The sequence below is a fragment of the Streptomyces sp. 2A115 genome (genome assembly GCF_052245575.1).
Classification (GTDB): Bacteria; Actinomycetota; Actinomycetes; order Streptomycetales; family Streptomycetaceae; genus Streptomyces.
In genome coordinates this window covers 196,118-213,786 of sequence record NZ_JBQQCG010000005.1, presented here as the reverse complement: position 1 = coordinate 213,786, position 17,669 = coordinate 196,118, and the positions used below count along the sequence as shown (strand labels likewise).

Sequence of the window (17,669 nt, the reverse complement as noted above, 5' to 3'; positions counted from 1 at the left end):
CATGGCCGCACGCACCGGCAAGGAATTCCTCGAGCGCCTCTCCCAGTCCCGCCCCACCGTGCACATCCAGGGCGAGACGCTCACCGGAGGAATCCAGGAACACCCCGCTTTCCGCAACGTGGTGCAGACCTACGCCGAGCTGTACGACCTCCAGCACAGCGACGAACACAAGGACGTCCTCACGTACGCCTCCCCCACCTCCGGTGAGCCGGTCGGCACGTCCTTCCTCACTCCGCGCACCCCCGACGATCTCGTCAAGCGCCGTAAGGCGTTCAAGGTGTGGGCCGACCACAGCAACGGCATGCTGGGCCGCACCGGGGACTACATGAACAGCTCCCTGATGGCGCTCGCCTCGGCCGCCGACTGGTTCGCCCAGGCCAATCCCGCCTTCGGCGAGAACATCCGCCGCTACTACGAGAAGGCCCGCGAAGAGGATCTGCTGTGCACGCACACGCTGATCCCGCCGCAGGTCAACCGGGCGGTGGCCGGTACCCAGCAGGCGGGCGGCAAGCTCGCGGCACGCATCGTGAAGGAGGACGACAACGGCGTGGTGATCCGCGGGGCGCGCATGCTCGCCACCATCGCCCCCTTCGCCGACGAGATGCTCGTCTTCCCCTCGACCGTGCTCCGCGGCACCCCCGAGGACAAGCCGTACTCGTACGCCTTCGCCATCCCCAACGACACCCCCGGCCTGCGCTACATCGCCCGCGAGCCCCTCGACTACGACCGCCCGCGCCACGACCACCCCCTCGCTTCCCGCTTCGAGGAATCGGACTGTGTGGTCGTCTTCGACGACGTGCACGTGCCCTTCGAGCGCTGCTTCGCGCTCGGTGACGCCGAGCTGTGCAACGGCTTCTACTCCCAGACGGCCTCCGTGGTGCACATGACCCACCAGGTCGTCACCCGCACCACCGCCAAGACCGAGTACATCCTCGGACTGGTGACACTCCTCACGGAGGCCATCGGCATCGAGCAGTTCCAGCACGTCCAGGAGGACATCGCCGAGATCATCACCACGCTGGAGACGCTGCGCGCCTTCCTGCGCGCGGCGGAAGCCGACGCCGAGGTCAACGAGTACGGGGTGCTGACCCCGGCCTGGGCCCCCCTCAACGCCGCCCGCAACCTCTACCCCAAGCTCTACCAGCGCTTCCCGCAGATCCTGCGCAAGCTCGGCGCATCCGGCCTGATGGCCACCCCGACCGAACTCGACATCACAGGCCCGGCGGCCGCCGACATCGAGGCCTACCTCCAGTCGGCCACCCTCACCGGCGCCGAACGCGTGAAGCTGTTCCGTCTCGTCTGGGACACCTGCATCTCCGCCTTCTCCAGCCGCCAGGCCCTGTACGAGTACTACTTCTTCGGCGATCCCGTCCGCATGGCCGGCGCGTACGTGAAGTCGTACGACCGTGAGCCGCACAAGGCGAAGGTCCAGGCGTTCCTGGAGCGCTCCTGATGACGCACCCCCTGGGGAACCCCCCTTCGAAGATCATCGCTGTCCATCTCAACTACCCCAGCCGGGCCAAGGAGCGCGGCCGGATCCCGGCGCAGCCCTCCTACTTCCTCAAGCCCCCCTCGTCGCTGGCAGGCACCAAGGAAGCCATCGTCCGCCCGGAGGGATGTGAACTTCTCGGGTTCGAAGGCGAGATCGCCCTGGTCGTCGGCACCCGGGCCCAGCGGGTGCGGCCGGAGGACGGCTGGTCCCACGTGCGCTGGGTGACCGCCGCGAACGACGCCGGGGTCTACGACCTGCGGTATGCCGACCGCGGCTCCAACCTCCGCTCCAAGGGCGCGGACGGCTTCACCCCGATCGGGCCGCGGCTGCTCGATGCCCGTCGGCTCGACCCGGCCGCACTCCGGTTGCAAACCTGGGTCAACGGCGAACTCGTGCAGGACGACACCACCGACACGCTCCTCTTTCCCTTCGGACAGCTCGTCGCCGATCTGTCGAGACTGGTCACGCTGGAGCCCGGGGACGTCATCCTTACGGGCACTCCCGCCGGCGCGTCCGTCGTCTCCCCCGGCGACACGGTGGAGGTCGAGGTCACCGGCAGCGGGCAGTCCACCGGGCGGCTGCGCAACCCCATCGCCTCCGGGCCCGCCCTGGAGACGTACGGAGCGATGCCGAGGACGGACGCGGCCGAACGCGAGGCCGCCCACGGAGCCGCGTTCATCCCCGAGCCACTACTCGACAAACGCATCGAGGAGGGACTGCGTTCGGTCGCGGTCGCCACACTCAGCGCACAGTTGCGAGGGCGCGGACTGCCGCACATGTCCATCGACGGGGTACGCCCCACACGGCCGGACACGAAGATGGTCGGCGTCGCCCACACGCTGCGCTACCTGCCGCTGCGCGAGGACCTGTTCAAGCGGTACGGCAACGGCATGAACGCCCAGAAGCAGGCCATCGAGCAGCTGCGACCCGGCCATGTGCTGGTCATGGACGCCCGCCGGGACACATCCGCCGGCACGCTCGGCGACATCCTCGCCCTGCGCGCCCAACAGCGCGGCGCGGCCGGGGTGGTCACCGACGGAGGCCTGCGCGACAGCGTCGCCGTCACCGAACTGGGGCTGCCCGTCTACCACGGCGGAGCCCACCCCTCTGTCCTCGGCCGCCGCCATGTGCCGTGGGACACGGGAGTACCGATCGCCTGCGGTGGAGCCCTCGTGCAGCCCGGCGACCTGCTGGTGGGAGACGCGGACGGCGTGGTCGTCGTGCCGCCCGAGCTGGCCGAGGACCTGATCACCGACTGCCGGGAGCAGGAACAGCGGGAGCACTTCATCACCGAACAGGTGCGCGCCGGGCACGACATCGACGGCCTGTATCCCCTCGGTCCCGACTGGCACGAGATGTACGAGCGGTGGCGCAAGCAACGCAGCACGCAAGGAGAGCCCACATGAAATTCCGCAGCGACCCGTCCGCCATCCGCGGATCCATCGCTCCCGCCATCACCCCCTTCACCGCGGACGGAGCCGTCGACCACGACAGCCTGCGCGCGCTGATCCGCTTCCAGCTGGAGTCCGGTTCGCACGGCATCTCGCTGGGCGGGTCCACCGGGGAGCCCAGCGCGCAGAGCGTCAGCGAGCGGATCGCGGGGATGCGGACGGCGGTCGAGGAGATCGGCGACCGCGTCCCGTTCCTGCCCGGCACCGGCTCGGCCAAGCTCGACGAGACCCTCGAAATGACCGCAGCAGCACAGGAGTTGGGCGCGGATGCCGCGCTCGTCATCACGCCGTACTACGCGCGCCCCACGCAGGAGGCGCTGTACCAGTGGTACGCGACCGTCGCACGGGAGTTCCCGGACCTGCCGATCGTCGCCTACAACGTGCCCTCGCGCACGGCCGTCGACATCGCGCCCGAGACAGTGAAGCGGCTGTTCACCGACTTCGAGAACTTCGTGGGGGTCAAGGAGACCACCAAGGACTTCGAGCACTTCTCGCGCGTGCTGCACGCCTGCGGGCGCTCACTGCTGGTGTGGTCGGGCATCGAGCTGCTGTGCCTGCCGCTGCTCGCGCTCGGCGGTGCGGGGTTCGTCTCGGCCGTCGCCAATCTCGCGCCCGGCGCGGTGGCTCGGATGTACGAGCTGTGGGAGGCGGGCGATTTCGACGGTGCCCGCGATATCCACTACCGCCTGCACCCGCTCGTCGACCTCCTGTTCGTCGAGACGAACCCGGCGCCGGCGAAGTGGGTGCTGCACCAGCAGGGACGTATCGCGTCGTCCCATGTCCGCCCGCCGCTCATCTCTCCCACCGACGCGGGCCTGTCGAAGATCCGCGCGCTGCTCCGCGAGGGCGGAGACCTCACCCAGCAGATCGGAGCCGCGCAGTGAGCACCACCCCTGAGCACCTTCCCTCCACCCCTGAGCACCTTCCGTCCGTGATCCCGCACTGGATCGGCGGTGCCCTCGTCGACGCCGCGGACGGACGCACCTTCGACGTCGCCGACCCGGTCTCCAACACGGCCTACGCACAGGCCGCGCGTGGCTCCGCGGCCGACGTGGACCGGGCGGTGACGGCTGCCCGGGTCGCGTTCCCGGAGTGGGCCGGGCTCTCCAACCGGGCACGCGCGGGTGTCCTGTACCGGATCGCCGACGCCGTCGAGGCCCGTCATGACCGGCTCGCCGCCTTCGAGTCGTACGATTCCGGGCTGCCGATCACGCAGGCCCGTGGCCAGGCGCGGCGGGCCGCCGAGAACTTCCGTTACTTCGCGGATGTCATCGTGGCCCTCGGCGAGGAGGCGTTCCGGCAGGGCGACGACCAGTTCAGCTACGTCGTCCGCACCCCCGTCGGGGTCGCCGGACTGATCACGCCGTGGAACACCCCGTTCATGCTGGAGAGCTGGAAGCTGGCCCCCGCCCTGGCGTCGGGCTGCACGCTGATCCTCAAGCCGGCCGAGTGGACCCCCCTCTCCGCGTCGCTGTGGCCGGAGATCTTCGAAGAGGCAGGTGTCCCGGCCGGGGTGGTGAACATCGTCCACGGCATCGGCGAGGAGGCCGGCCAAGCCCTCGTCGACCACCCGGACGTACCGCTGATCTCCTTCACCGGCTCCTCCGAAACGGGCCGGCACATCATCCGGTCCTCCGCCGAGCACCTGAAGACGGTGTCGATGGAGCTGGGCGGCAAGTCCCCGGTCGTCGTCTTCGCCGACGCCGACCTCGAGGCCGCGCTGGACTCGGTCGTGTTCGGCGTGTTCTCCCTCAACGGGGAGCGCTGCACGGCGGGTTCACGCGTACTCGTCGAGCGCCCGCTGTACGAGGAGTTCACCCGGCGACTGGCGGAGCGGGCCGCCAACGTACGCGTCGGGCTCCCTTCCGACCCGGCCACCGAGGTCGGCGCACTGGTACACCCCGAACACTACGAGCGCGTCCTGAACTACGTGGAGATCGGCACGAAGGAGGCCCGCCTCGTCGCTGGTGGCCGCCGCCCCGACCACCTCGCCGAAGGCAACTACCTCCAGCCCACCGTCTTCGCCGACGTCGAACGCGACGCCCGTATCTTCCAGGAGGAGATCTTCGGCCCGGTCGTGGCCGTCGCCCCCTTCGACGACGAGACCGAGGCCGTGGAACTCGCGAACGCCACGCAGTTCGGCCTGGCCGCCTACATCTGGACCTCGGACCTCAAGCGCGGCCACCGCATCGCGCACGCCGTCGAATCCGGCATGGTCTGGATCAACTCCCACAACGTCCGCGACCTGCGCACTCCCTTCGGCGGGGTCAAGGCCTCCGGCGTCGGCCGCGAGGGCGGCGCCCACAGCATCGACTTCTACACCGAATCGAAGATCGTCCACGTCGCCCTCGCCGAGGTGCACACCCCCCGCTTCGGAGCCACCTCATGACCGCCTCGAACGCCCCCGACGTCGTCCGGTCCGCCTACGCCCAGCTCGCCGTCACCGACCTCGGTGCCGCCCGCTGGTTCTGGGTCGACATGCTCGGCTTCCACGTGCAGTACGAGGACGCCGAGTCGCTGTACCTGCGCGGCACGGACGAACTCACCCACCACTCGCTGGTGCTGCGCAAGGGCGACCTGGCGGCCCTCGACCACATCTCGTATCGCGTCCGCACCCCCGAGGACGTCGACAAGGCGGAGAAGTTCTTCGCCGGACTCGGCTGCCCGGTCAAGCGGTTGAAGAAGGGCGAGGGAACGCACGGTATCGGCGACGCGGTCCGCGTCATCGACCCCCTCGGCTTCCCCGTGGAGTTCTTCCACGAGATCGAGCGCGCCGAGCGCCTCATCCAGCGCTACGACATCCGCCACGGCGCCGAGATCGCCCGCCTGGACCACTTCAACATCTGCACCCCCGACATCCCGGCCGCCTACGCCCACTACCAGTCCCTCGGCTTCGGCTGCTCGGAAACGATCGAGGGGGACGAGCACGAGCTGTACGCGGCCTGGATGTACCGCAAGCAGACCGTCCACGACGTCGCCTTCACAGGGGGTGCCGGGCCGCGCCTGCACCACGTCGGGGTGGCCACCCACGAGTCCCACCAGGTACTGCGCGCGGCCGACATCTTCGGCTCACTGCACAAAGAGCACCACATCGAACGGGGCCCCGGCAGGCACGGCGTCTCCAACGCCTTCTACCTCTACCTGCGCGACCCCGACGGCCACCGCGTGGAGATCTACACCTCGGACTACTACACCGGCGACCCGGACCACGAGACGTACCGCTGGAACGTGCGCGACGACCGCCGCCGCGACTTCTGGGGCAACGCCGTCATCGAGTCCTGGTACAAGGAGGCCGTCCCCGTCCTCGACCTGGACGGACGCCCGCGGCCCGTGACCGACACCGTCCTCGACGAGTCCGCGGTTCAGGTGGGTGCGGACGGCCTCGGCTGATGCTCCCGGCGGTGGGGGGACCCGGAGGTGCCTCGCGCCCTTCCGGGACCCCCTCGCCGCGCCCTCGACAGACACGGGATCTTCCCATACAACCCATTCATCACACTTTGTAAAAACCGGATACGACAGTTAGTATCCGGCGGCACGCCTACCTGCCGGCTTGCCGAAGGGCTCGCAGAGGAGACCCATGCCCTCGATGACGACTCCGTCGGACGACACCTCCGCAGGACGCTTCGAGTTCTGGAGGGAAGTGGTCGGCCAGAGTTTCGTGCCGCTGGAAGCACTGCCGCACGAGGTTCCCGACTTCCGCGCCTCCCTGCACACCGCCCAGCTCGGCGCGGTGCAGGTGTCTGTCGTGGCCGCGGATCCGCACGTCGTCGCCCACACCCGTAGGCACATCGCCTCCGACCCGGCCGATTTCGTCAAGGTGAGTCTCCAGCTGGCCGGGCAGTGCATGCTGAGCCAGGCGGATCGCCAGGCCCTGCTCAAGCCGGGCGAGCTGGCCATCTACGACACCCGGCACCCGTACACACTCGACTTCGACCAGCCGTACCGCACACTCGTGCTGATGTTCCCGCGGGTTATGCTCCGGCTGCCCGAGCGCGACCTGACCCGCGTGATCGCCACCACCGTGTCGTGCAGCGACGGACTGGGGCCCGTGGTGCACCCGTTCCTGCGCGGACTGGCCGGGCAGGTGCGGCAACTGGACGCTCTCGGCACGCCTCGGCTCGCGGACAGCGTGGTCGACCTGGTCGGCGCGATGCTCTCGGACCGGGGTGCCGTGCACGTGACGCAGCAGGACGACGGGCGGGAGCTGCTGGCCCAGCGGATCCTCACGTACATGGAGCAGCGGCTCTCCGACCCGAGGCTCGGCCCCGACCGGATCGCGGCCGCCCACCACATATCGCGGCGCTTCCTCTACAAGCTGCTGGCCGAGCGGGGATACACGGTCTCGGGCTGGCTCCGGGAGCGTCGCCTCGCCGAGTGCCTGCGCGACCTCGGGGACCCCGCGCTCGCCCATATGCCCGTCGCCACCGTCGGAAGCCGCTGGGGCCTTCCCGACCCCGCCCACTTCAGCCACGCCTTCAAGAGCGCCTACGGCATGAGCCCGTCGGAGGCACGCGGGGCCGGGCGCACGGCGCTGGGCGCTTAGCGGCGGTCACACGGTTTCGCTTCGCTTTCGGGGGCCCTTTCGTTTCCTGTCGTAGTACGTCCAGAAAACGGTGGATCTGCCGATCGTGCCCGCCCCAGCGAGGGCCGGTGCACCATCACGCAAGCCGGAGTGGGCCGCCGAAGTGCACCCTCCGGTCGTGAGAGAGAACCGCACACTCCTCACGGGCCCGCCTCACGGGCGCCAGTGAGCGGCTTACGCAGGAACATCTACATCTCGGCGGCGGGTGCCGCGTTGGTCGTCCTGCTCGCGCTCGGGCTGAAGGAGACGGCTCCCGCCGTCCTGCGCAGGAAGAACACGGCCGGCGGTCCGCGTCGGCGCCACGGAGCGAACCACGAGCGCACCCGCCGTGTCCTGACCCCGCCCCCCTTTCCGCGACTCCCGCGACGGGCCAGGACCACCTCGGTGGTCCTGGCCCGTCGCGTGCTGCCTCGGACCAGCCGTCCGCCCGCACGGTCCGGCCCGGTCACCCACCGCGGCTGCCAGGTCGCCCATAGGCCCGCAGGGGAATCGTGCGCCCGGCCAAGGGCCGGTCCATCCGCTCGTGCACCGCCTTCGTGCCCGCCTCCGCAACAGCCCGTGCACGACGGCACAAGCGGGCAGCCCGTCCGTCTGTGACCCTCCCGTCATGCGAGCAACACACACCGTTTACAACCACATCGTGGTGGGCGCCGGGTCGGCGGGCTGTGCGCTCGCGCGCAGACTCGTGGACGCCGGCCGGACCGTCCTGCTGATCGAGGTGGGCGACCGGGACGACAACCCGGCCATCCACGACCCCGGGCGCCTGTGGGAGCTGTGGAACTCCCCGCAGGACCACGCGTACACCACTGAACCCCAGCGGCACGCCTCGGGAACCCAGGTGTTCTGGCCGCGCGGCAAGGTCCTCGGCGGCTCCAGCGCCCTGAACGGCATGATCTACGTCCGCGGCAACCGGGCCGACTACGACAGCTGGGCCTACCAGGGAGCGGCGGGCTGGTCGTACGACGAGGTGCTGCCGTACTTCAAACGCTCGGAGGACTTCGAGGACGGCGCGTCGTACTACCACGGGGCCGGCGGTCCGCTGCCCGTCAGCCGGAACCACTCCCCGAACCCGGTGACCACCGCCTTCGTGGAGGCATGCCAGGACTACGGGATCCCGTACAACGACGACTGCAACGGCCAGGACCAGCTCGGCGTGAACCTGCTGCACCGCAACATCCGCGACGGCAAGCGCGTCAGCGCGTGGACCGCCTTCATGGAGCCGGTGCTCGACAGTGCGCTGCTGACAGTGATGACCGGCGCGGCGGTCACGCGCGTCCTGGTGGCCGACGGCCGGGCGCGGGGCGTCGAGGTGCTGCGCGAAGGCCGTACGACGGAGATCCGCTGCGAAGGGGACGTGATCCTGTCCGGCGGCACCATCGGATCGGCCCAACTGCTCCTGCTCAGCGGTGTCGGGCCGGCGGACGAGCTGCGGGCCCTCGGTATCGATTTGACCGCGGACCTTCCGGGCGTGGGCGAGAACCTGCACGACCACACCCTCGCTCCGGTGGTGTGGGAGTCGGCACGGCCGGTGCCGCAGGGTACGGCCAACGCACTGGAGGCCCACTACTTCGCCAAGTCCGACCCGGCGCTGGCCGTGCCTGACCTGCAGCCGCTGATGTCTCACCTGCCACTGCCGGTGCCCGACATGGACGTTCCGGAGGAGGGCCACGGCTTCTCCGTCCTCGCCGGGACGATCCGTCCGCTCAGCCGGGGCCGCATGTGGCTGCGCTCGGCCGACCCCACCCAGGCTCCTGCCCTGGACCCTGGCTACTTCTCCGAGCCCTCGGACCTCGCGGCCATGGTGCGGGCCGTGCAGCAGGTGCGGGAGATCGGCGAGCAGAAGTCGCTGGGCGACTGGCGGGCCCGCGAGGTCGCACCCGGACCGTACGTGCGTACGGACGCGGAGGTCGCCGCGTACATCAAGCGGACCCTCCTCAGCTATCACCACCAGGTGGGCACCTGCCGTATGGGCATCGACCGTATGGCAGTCGTCGATCCGCAGCTGCGCGTACACGGCGTGGCCGGGCTGCGCGTCGCGGACGCCTCCGTCATGCCCTCCGTCACCTCCGGCAACACCCACGCACCTGCCGTCATGATCGGCGAGCGCTGCGCCGACCTCATCCTGGGAGCACAGCTGTGACCAACACCCTTTTCATCGGTGGCGAGTGGCAAGCCGCGGCCTCCGGAGCGGAGTTCGAGACCCTGGACCCGGCGACGGGGCAACCCCACGCCCAGGTGTCCCTGGCGGGGACCGCGGACGCCGACGCGGCCGTACGGGCCGCCCGCGCCGCCCTCGAGAACCCGGAGTGGGCGGGGCTCGTCCCGGCCCAGCGTGCCCGGATCCTGTGGCGCATCGGCGACCTCATCGAAGAGCACGCCGAGGAACTGGCCGAGTTGGAGACGCGCGACCAAGGCCAGCCGCTCGGCATCTCCATGGCGGTCAGCGTCGCCGCGGCTGCCGAGCACTTCCGCTACTACGCCGGCTGGGTCACCAAGATCTACGGCGAGACGGCGCCACTGTCCATCCCCGGCGTGCTGCAGTACACCAAGCGCGAGCCGGTGGGAGTGTGCGCGCTGATCACCCCGTGGAACTTCCCTCTCATGATCGCGAGTTGGAAGATCGCACCGGCCCTCGCCTGCGGGAACACCGTGATCGTCAAACCCGCGGAACAAACCCCCATGACCACGGTGCGGCTCGTCGAGTTGTGCCGGGCGGCCGGTGTGCCGGACGGCGCCATCAACCTGCTGACCGGTGGTCCCGAGGCCGGCCGGGCCCTCGTCGAGCACCCCGGCGTGGACAAGGTCTCCTTCACCGGTTCGACCGAGACCGGCAGGGACATCGTCCGGGCCTCCGCGGGCAACCTCAAGCGGGTCACGCTCGAACTCGGCGGCAAGGCACCGAGCCTCGTACTGCCCGGCGCCGACCTGGACGCGGCCGTGGCGGGCTGCCTTCAGGGCGCGCTCCTCAACAGCGGCCAGGTGTGCGCCGCCTACACCCGGTTCCTCGTCCACCGCTCCCTCGCCGACGAGTTCGCCGAGCGCTGCGCCAAGGCCGTCAGCGGGATGCGACTCGGCGCGGGCAGCGCGCCCGACACCGAACTCGGCCCCCTGGTCACCGGCGAACACCGTGACCACGTCCACGCACTCGTGCGCAGCGGGGTCCAGGAAGGCGCCCAGCTGCTCGCCGGCGGGGCCCCCGTCGACGACCTGCCGGGCTTCTTCTACCAGCCGACCGTGTTCACGAGTGTACGGGACGACATGCGCATCGCCCGCGAGGAGATCTTCGGCCCGGTGCTGTCCATCCTGCCGTACGACGACGAGGACGAGGCCGTCGCCCGCGCCAACGACACCGAGTACGGCCTGGCGGCGGCCGTATGGACCCGCGACGTGGGCGCGGCGCACCGCGTGGCGGGCTCCATCCGGGCGGGCACGGTGTTCATCAACATGCCCAACCCCGTGGACGCCTCCGCCCCATGGGGTGGGTTCAAGGCCAGCGGCTGGGGCCGGGAGATGGGCAGCGCAGCCATCGACGCGTACACGGAGGTCAAGAGCGTGTGGACCTCGCTCGCCTGAGGTGCGCGCCCGTCGCGGACAGGCGGCCCCCGCGGGTTCGGACCGCACGTTCCTCAAAATGATGCGCGGCCTATCCGCCTGTCCGCCCGCCTGTCCGAGTGCCCGGGTGCCCGGGCACCTGGGCACCCGGCGGCCGTCCGGCACCCTGAAGAACCATGCAGTGGTGCGCGGCCGCCACGAGGACGGTCTCGCGGTCTTCCGGAGCATCCCGTTCGCCAAACCCCCGGTGGGAAGCTTTGCGTGGCGCCGCGCCGCGGCCGGTGCGTCGATGGGAGTTGGGCTGGGTGGAGGCCGACATTCAGAAACCGGCGCCGTGTCTTACGGGGAATGTGGGCGAGGTCACCGGCCCCTCCGGTTCTCCGCTGAGCACGTAGAACTGTTCCACAGACCACACGGTGATCTCCAGCTACACCCGCACAGCCGACCCCCGCTCGCTCATCCGCGGCGCACAAAGAATCCGTGTCTTCCGCACCCGCTTCCCCTCGATCGCCGCGACAGTCAACCGGGCCGCCTCCACGGCGATCTCGGTGAGCCCCCAGTCAACGGTGGTCAACGGCGGTGCGAGCACCCGCGAGACGGGGTGATCGTCGAAGCCGACCACGGAGACGTCCCGCCCGACCACCAGCGAGGCCTCGGCCGCGGCCGCGTACACCCCGTATGCGAGGGAGTCGGAGAAGCAGAAGACGGCGGTCGCGGGCCGAGAACCGTCCAGGACGCGCCGCGCCACCGCCGTCGCCTCCCCCAACTCCTGTGGACAGGGCACCAGTTCGGCCAGCAGCCCGAGCCGGTCGGCCGCCTCGCGCACATACACGTCGGCGGGCCGGTCGGGCGTGCTGGGCCGGGTCGGGGTCAGCACGGTCACCCGGCGGTGGCCGAGCTCGTGCAGATAGTCCAGTACGGCGTCGATTCCGGCCCGGTTGTCGAAAATGACCTGCCCAGCCGTGCGGGCCTTCTGCAGGGAGTCCCCGACAGCCACCACCGGCAGCGCGTCGGCGATGGCGGCCCAGCCGTCGGCGGCCGGGTTCACAGGCGACACGAGAAGCGCGTCGACTCGCTGGTCGCGCAGCTGCTTGGCGAGTGACAGCTCGCGGTCGGGGTCGCCGCCCGCGTCGAGGATCAGCGCATAGCGATCGCTGGCCAGTAGTTCACGGCCGATGGCCGCCATCAGCTGCTGCTGCCAGAGGTCCTGGAGGTCACCGGCGAGGACACCGACCATGCTGGTGCGGCCGCTGGCCAGGGCGCGGGCGATGGGATCGGCCTCGTAACCGAGCTCGGCCGCAGCCTTGCGTACCCGTTCCTCGGTCTCCTTCGAGACGTGTTTGCCGCGCAGGGCGTAGGAGACGGCGGCGGTGGAGAGGCCCGTGGCTTCGGCCACCTCACGAAGGGTGGTGCGCTTATTGGGCCTGACCATGCCGGAAGCCTACCGGGACACGTCCGCGTTACGGGCATGTGAACCCGTCCGCACTGTGGGCGGGCCCTTGACATGCCATCTTGTTAAGCGCTTAAGTTAAGCGCATAAGTGAAGCGGTTAACCACGCTTGACCTGCTTGAGCAGCTTGACCAGGCCCGAACCACCCTCCCCCCCTGAGGATCTCCAAGGACTACCGCGTGCCCACCGACGTCCACCAGCACATCTGGCCGCCCGAGTTCACCGAGCTGCTGCGCGCCCGCACGGCGCCGCCGCACCTCGACGGCTGGACGCTGCACCTGGCGGGCGAGCCGCCGTACGAGGTCGACCCGGCCGACCACGACATCGCCGCCCGCACCCGTCTGGCCGCCGCCGACGGCCTCGACCTGGTCCTGGTCTCCCTCTCCAGCCCGCTCGGCATCGAACACCTGCCGCCCGCCGAGGCCACCCCGCTGCTGACCGCATTCCACGACGGCGCGCTCGCCCTCCCCGAGCCCTTCGGCGTCTGGGCCTCGCCCTGCCTGTCGTCGCCTGACCCCGAGGCCGTCGAACGCGAACTGCGGCGCGGCTGCGCCGGCCTCCAACTCCCCGCCACGGCACTGCTCGACGCGACCGGCTGGAACCAGTGCGCGCCCCTCCTGGACGTCCTCACCCGCCTCGGCCTTCCCCTATTCATCCACCCGGGCGCGGCCCCGCACACCCCTGACGCCCCACCGTGGTGGCCCGCTCTGGTCCCGTACCTCCACCAGATGCACGCGTCCTGGTTCGCCTTCCGCGCGTTCGGCCGCGCCCGCCATCCGCGCCTGCGCGTCTGCTTCGCCGCCCTCGCGGGTCTGGCTCCGCTGCACGGCGAGCGGCTCGCGGCCCGCGGCGGCGGACGCGGCAAAGTCGACTTCGACGCCTTCTACGAGACCTCGTCGTACGGAACGCGAGCCGTGGACGCGATCGTACGAGCCGTCGGCATCGACGTCGTCGTCACCGGCAGCGACCGCCCCTACGCGTCCCCCGTCATCCCCGACCTCGGCGCGGACGCCGCCGTCCACGCCCTGCGCACCGCCAACCCCGCCCGTCTGCTGAAGGGAGCCACTCCATGACGTACCAGGCCCTGCCGGACCGCACGCTCGACAAGCACGAGCTCCAAGCGCTCGTAGACAACCTCGCCGCCCGCCCCGAGCAGTGGCGCGACCAGGTCGCCTTCTCCGACGAGGAGCGGCACTACGCCTCCTTGCACCGCGACGAGTACGTCGACGTCTGGCTGCTGTGCTGGACCCGGCAGAACGACACCGGCTGGCACGACCACGACCTCTCCTCCGGCGCGGTCGCCGTCGTCCAGGGGGCGCTGAACGAGTCCAACCCGCGCATAGGCGGACGCCACCTGTCCGTCACCATCGGCGCGGGCGAGTCCTTCTGCTTCGGCCCCGAGCACATCCACCGCCTCACCGGCGCCACCGACGACGCGGTCTCCATCCACGCGTACTCACCGCCGCTGTGGCGTCTTGGCCAGTACGACATCACCGAGGACGGCCTGATGCGCCGGATCTCCGTCTCGTACGCGGACGAACTGCGCCCCCTGGACACCCCGGCCGCCTGAAAGGATCAAGAACCGGGCCCCCCAGGTCCACGGGCCCACGCTTTCGCTCCGCGGCATCCGTCCCGCCCTCACAGCAGATCCCGGGGCACGGTGTGCGCCCAGTTGCGCGAATAGACCCTGCGCTCGCCCTCGAATCCGTCGAGCCGGGCGTGCAGCAGGAAATCCTCCCCTGTGCAGGTCAGGACGGTGGACGTCACGGTATGGACGTCCCAGCCGTCCCTGCGGAACGACATCGTCGCCTCCACCTTGCCCCACACCGACTCGAAGTCGTCGGCCACCCAGCCATAGCGCTGGTGGACATGGCGTCCCACCTCATGGCCGAGGTCGTCGAAGCGCACCACTCCGCTGTCCTTCACCACTCGAAGCTCCGATTGGTACGTGACGAGATCACGCGATACCGTCCACCGCTCCTCGCCCGGCCGAATCCGTGTGGTGCGGATCGGCGGCGTGCCTTCCGGCTCGTCGAACGGGAGCGGCATCACCTCGTCGGTCTCGGCGACCGGCCGTATCGGAAGCTCCAGGTGACTGGTCCCGGTGAACACGCTCATCCGCACCGGCCGTGGCGGCGGCCAGGCCAGCGGCCAGTACGAGGTGGACAATGACAGCCGGATCCGGTGGCCGGCGGGGAACACCTGGGCCACCCCGTTCAGCTGGACGCGCACCCGGTACCGTCGGCCGGGGACCAGGGGCTCCGGGGCCTCGTCGCCGTCGCGGTGGGTGAGGTTCAGCATTCCGAACGTGACCCGGGTCGCGCGGCCGTCCGGCGCCACGTCGGACAGCCGGACGGCGACCATCGCCACGGGCTCGGTCACCGCGAGGTCCAGCTCCGCGACAGGCCCACCGAGGATCTCGCACCGCTCGGGCAGCACGTCGGTGTTGAAGACCAAGGAACCGCCGTCCTCCTCCCGCTGGTCGTAGGGCAGGTCGGGCGGAGCCGCGTAGGAGCACCACTTTCCGGCGAACTGCCCCACCGACAGCGGCGACTCGACGGTCAGTTCCTGCTCGTCGACCTGCTCCCCCCGCCGGCAGATGCGGTACTGGGCCAGCGGGAACTCTTCCCTACGGATGTGCGGGGACGGCCACGAGAGCTCCCCGACCCAACGGCCCGGACGCTCCTCGTACGCGGTGAAGGGAGGCATGCTCTCCTGCATCCAGACGCGCAGCATCGGCTCCTCGGACGCACCGTTGTCGATTTTCTTCAGCCAGCGGTCCCACCAGCGCACCACTTCCTGCAGGAACCCGATCGCCGGTCCCGGCTCCCCCAGATGCGGGTACTTGTGCGACCACGGTCCGATCAGACCCTTGCGCGGTACATCCAGGTGCTCCATCAGCCGGAACACCGTATTGGAGTACCCGTCGGCCCACCCACTGACGGCGAACACGGGGCACTGCACGTTCTGGTAGTTCTCGCACACCGAGCCGTGCCGCCAGTACTCGTCCCGGCGCTGGTGCTTCAGCCACTCGTGCAGCCACAGACCGCTGCCCTCCAGGCGCTGCAGCCACATGTCCCGCCAGCGTTCGCCCACCACCGCCGGGTCGGGCGGACATGAGGTGTGGGCGAACATGGTGGACGCCTCCGACAGGTTGTCCGACAGCATGCAGCCGCCCATGAAATGCATGTCGTCGGCGTAGCGGTCATCGGTGAAGGAGGCGATGACGATCGCGCGCAGGCTCGGTGGCTGTCGGGCCGCGACCTGCAAGGCGTTGAAGCCGCCCCAGGAGATGCCCATCATCCCTGTCCGCCCGTCGCACCACGACTGGTCGGCGAGCCAGGCGAGGACTTCCTCGGCATCGACGTGCTCCTGTTCCAGGTATTCGTCGGTGAGCACCCCTTCGGATTCACCGCTGCCGCGCAGATCGACGCGTGCGCAGGCGTATCCGTGGCCTGCCATGTAGGGGTGGTGGATGGAGTCACGGACCGCGGTGAAGTCCCGCTTGCGGTACGGGATGTACTCCAGGATCGCGGGCACCGGTTCGTCGTCCGAGCGGACCGGGCGCCAGATGCGTGCCGAGAGCCGAGTGCCGTCGGACAGCGGAATCCACAGGTGCTCTTCCTCCCTGATCGCATACGGCAGTGAGGTCACCTCACGCATCGCACAACTCACCTCCTCATTCCTCGTTCCTCGTTCCTCATTCGTCGTGCTCGGTGGTCTCCGGGGTCTCGGAGGTCTCGACGCAGAAGTCCAGCGCTGCCACACAGCGGTCGTACTTCTGCCGCAGTTCCTGTTCGTCGTCGGCCGCGACGTAGATGTGGGCGAGCTCGTAGCTGTAGCTGTTGTGGGTCTGTGGCGACTCGGACAGCCGCATGCCCGCGTCGACCACCGGGACCACATCCACCACTCCAGGGATCGTGTGCCGCAGGCGGTCGATGTCCGCGTCCTTGGCTCGGTGCCGGACCCGTCCGTCCTGGAAGCGGCGCAGGAACCATTTGGCCGCGACCTTGTACGGGCCCCGTCGCTGGGGCAGGCGAGGGTCCCGGCCGAGCGCGAGGCTGATCATGCAGTGGTGGTTCGGGAAACCGTCGACCTGCTCGAACAACTCGGCATGCGACTGCGAATGCCGTGGATTGATCTCCAGAAGGCTGACGGTGCCATCTTCGGGCCGGCAGAAGTACTCGATGCAGAACGTCGAGTTGTCCAGCCCGATCTGCGCGATCACCCGTTGGGAGACGTCCTCCAGCCGGCGCAGAATGTGCGGCGGCAGAGTAGACGGATACTGATACCGCAGGAAGCTGGAGCTGTCGGGATAGGTGATGGAATCCACCACCCCGTAGATCCTGATGTTCCCCGCCTGGGAGTATCCCTCCACGGTGACCTGCGCCCCTGAGAGCGCCTCCTCCACCAGGCACGCCCCGCCACCGGCCGCGGCGATCTCGGGCGGCAGGTCGAGCCGCCGGAGAATGTACTCGAATGCCTTGCCTATCCGGCCGATGCCCTCCCGGATCTCCTCCGCCGCCGCTTGGAACTGGGCGTCGTCCGTCACCCGGAAGGCGAGCTGGGAGGCGTACGACTTGACCGGCTTGATCCACATCGGATAGCGCAGGCCTTCCGGCGGCCGGACGGGCTCATCGAGGTCGAGCAGCGCGAACCGGGGGTGCGCGTCGGTCACCTTCTGCTGCTCGAGCCTGCTCCAGTACTTGTGCTCGCACTTCACCACCGCTTCGAGGTCGGCGGACGGCAATCCGAAACGACGGCACAGAATCGGCATGATGGTGCTCACCGGGAAGTCCCAGTACCCGATGATCGCGTCGATTCTTCCCGAGGCCCCCTCGAGCTCCCGCTCCGCCTTCTCGAGCAGCTCGGGCACCGGGGTCTCGCCTCCCTGCAGCTCTTCCCGGCTCAGCAGCGGGTGGAACCGATACTCCTCGGCGTGCGGCACGTCCCGCAGCGTCTTCAGGTTCCGCTCATCGAGCCCCAGCACGAAGATGTTGGCTGATCCCATGTCGCCTCCTGGCCGGGCACGGCCCCCCTCCTGCTGCCCTCCGGGTGGCCCTGCCCACGGCGGCCAAACGCCCGAACGCGCCGCCACCACGGAGGGCGACCGGTCCGGTCGGCACAGCGAGGAAGACGGCA

13 protein-coding genes are annotated in these 17,669 nt (G+C 69.8%); 10 read left to right on the top strand and 3 right to left on the bottom strand.

Features of this window, described 5'->3' with window-relative positions:
• Position 1: 1 nt before the first annotated feature.
• The 8 genes from hpaB to ACTWQR_RS07085 all read left to right on the top strand — a co-directional run bounded on the left by hpaB (position 2) and on the right by ACTWQR_RS07085 (position 11,098).
• Positions 2 to 1,453, top strand: coding sequence for a 4-hydroxyphenylacetate 3-monooxygenase, oxygenase component (gene hpaB / locus ACTWQR_RS07120; RefSeq protein WP_443226050.1), 1,452 nt, complete (start codon positions 2 to 4; stop codon positions 1,451 to 1,453).
• Positions 1,453 to 2,898 carry a fumarylacetoacetate hydrolase family protein gene (locus ACTWQR_RS07115; protein ID WP_443226049.1) on the top strand — a complete coding sequence of 482 codons (1,446 nt, stop codon included), beginning with the start codon at positions 1,453 to 1,455 and terminating at the stop codon, positions 2,896 to 2,898. Before hpaB ends, ACTWQR_RS07115 begins: the two co-directional genes overlap by 1 nt.
• Positions 2,895 to 3,827, top strand: coding sequence for a 4-hydroxy-tetrahydrodipicolinate synthase (gene dapA, locus ACTWQR_RS07110; protein ID WP_443226048.1), 933 nt, complete (start codon positions 2,895 to 2,897; stop codon positions 3,825 to 3,827). The genes ACTWQR_RS07115 and dapA overlap by 4 nt, the downstream gene beginning before the upstream one ends.
• A complete protein-coding gene (hpaE, locus tag ACTWQR_RS07105) occupies positions 3,824 to 5,332 on the top strand; it encodes a 5-carboxymethyl-2-hydroxymuconate semialdehyde dehydrogenase (protein WP_443226047.1) in 1,509 nt (502 codons plus the stop codon). The genes dapA and hpaE overlap by 4 nt, the downstream gene beginning before the upstream one ends.
• Positions 5,329 to 6,333: a 3,4-dihydroxyphenylacetate 2,3-dioxygenase gene (hpaD, locus tag ACTWQR_RS07100; RefSeq protein ID WP_443226046.1), complete on the top strand. Its 1,005-nt coding sequence runs from the start codon at positions 5,329 to 5,331 to the stop codon at positions 6,331 to 6,333. The genes hpaE and hpaD overlap by 4 nt, the downstream gene beginning before the upstream one ends.
• Positions 6,334 to 6,529: 196 nt before the next feature.
• The gene (locus tag ACTWQR_RS07095) at positions 6,530 to 7,486 is read left to right on the top strand and encodes an AraC-like ligand-binding domain-containing protein (RefSeq protein WP_443226045.1); all 957 of its coding nucleotides are present in this window, start codon (positions 6,530 to 6,532) and stop codon (positions 7,484 to 7,486) included.
• Between the two features lie 646 nt (positions 7,487 to 8,132).
• The gene (locus ACTWQR_RS07090; RefSeq protein ID WP_443226044.1) at positions 8,133 to 9,665 is read left to right on the top strand and encodes a GMC family oxidoreductase; all 1,533 of its coding nucleotides are present in this window, start codon (positions 8,133 to 8,135) and stop codon (positions 9,663 to 9,665) included.
• A complete protein-coding gene (locus tag ACTWQR_RS07085; protein WP_443226043.1) occupies positions 9,662 to 11,098 on the top strand; it encodes an aldehyde dehydrogenase family protein in 1,437 nt (478 codons plus the stop codon). Before ACTWQR_RS07090 ends, ACTWQR_RS07085 begins: the two co-directional genes overlap by 4 nt.
• A gap of 406 nt (positions 11,099 to 11,504) precedes the next feature.
• On the opposite strand, the gene ACTWQR_RS07080 is transcribed toward ACTWQR_RS07085, so the two are convergent.
• The gene (locus tag ACTWQR_RS07080) at positions 11,505 to 12,509 is read right to left on the bottom strand and encodes a LacI family DNA-binding transcriptional regulator (RefSeq protein WP_443226042.1); all 1,005 of its coding nucleotides are present in this window, start codon (positions 12,507 to 12,509) and stop codon (positions 11,505 to 11,507) included.
• Between the two features lie 197 nt (positions 12,510 to 12,706).
• Here ACTWQR_RS07080 and ACTWQR_RS07075 point away from each other — a divergent pair, with 197 nt between their 5' ends.
• Positions 12,707 to 13,600 carry an amidohydrolase family protein gene (locus ACTWQR_RS07075; protein WP_443226041.1) on the top strand — a complete coding sequence of 298 codons (894 nt, stop codon included), beginning with the start codon at positions 12,707 to 12,709 and terminating at the stop codon, positions 13,598 to 13,600.
• Entirely contained in the window at positions 13,597 to 14,097 is a 501-nt protein-coding gene (locus ACTWQR_RS07070; protein WP_443226040.1) for a cysteine dioxygenase, read from the top strand. The genes ACTWQR_RS07075 and ACTWQR_RS07070 overlap by 4 nt, the downstream gene beginning before the upstream one ends.
• 68 nt (positions 14,098 to 14,165) lie before the next feature.
• Here the strand turns inward: ACTWQR_RS07070 and ACTWQR_RS07065 are convergent, their stop codons facing one another.
• Together ACTWQR_RS07065 and ACTWQR_RS07060 are read right to left on the bottom strand one after the other, a co-directional pair.
• On the bottom strand, positions 14,166 to 16,190 hold the full coding sequence (locus tag ACTWQR_RS07065; RefSeq protein ID WP_443226039.1) for a CocE/NonD family hydrolase: 2,025 nt from the start codon (positions 16,188 to 16,190) through the stop codon (positions 14,166 to 14,168).
• Positions 16,191 to 16,227: 37 nt separating this feature from the next.
• The gene (locus ACTWQR_RS07060) at positions 16,228 to 17,538 is read right to left on the bottom strand and encodes an ATP-grasp domain-containing protein (RefSeq protein ID WP_443226038.1); all 1,311 of its coding nucleotides are present in this window, start codon (positions 17,536 to 17,538) and stop codon (positions 16,228 to 16,230) included.
• Positions 17,539 to 17,669: the final 131 nt, after the last annotated feature.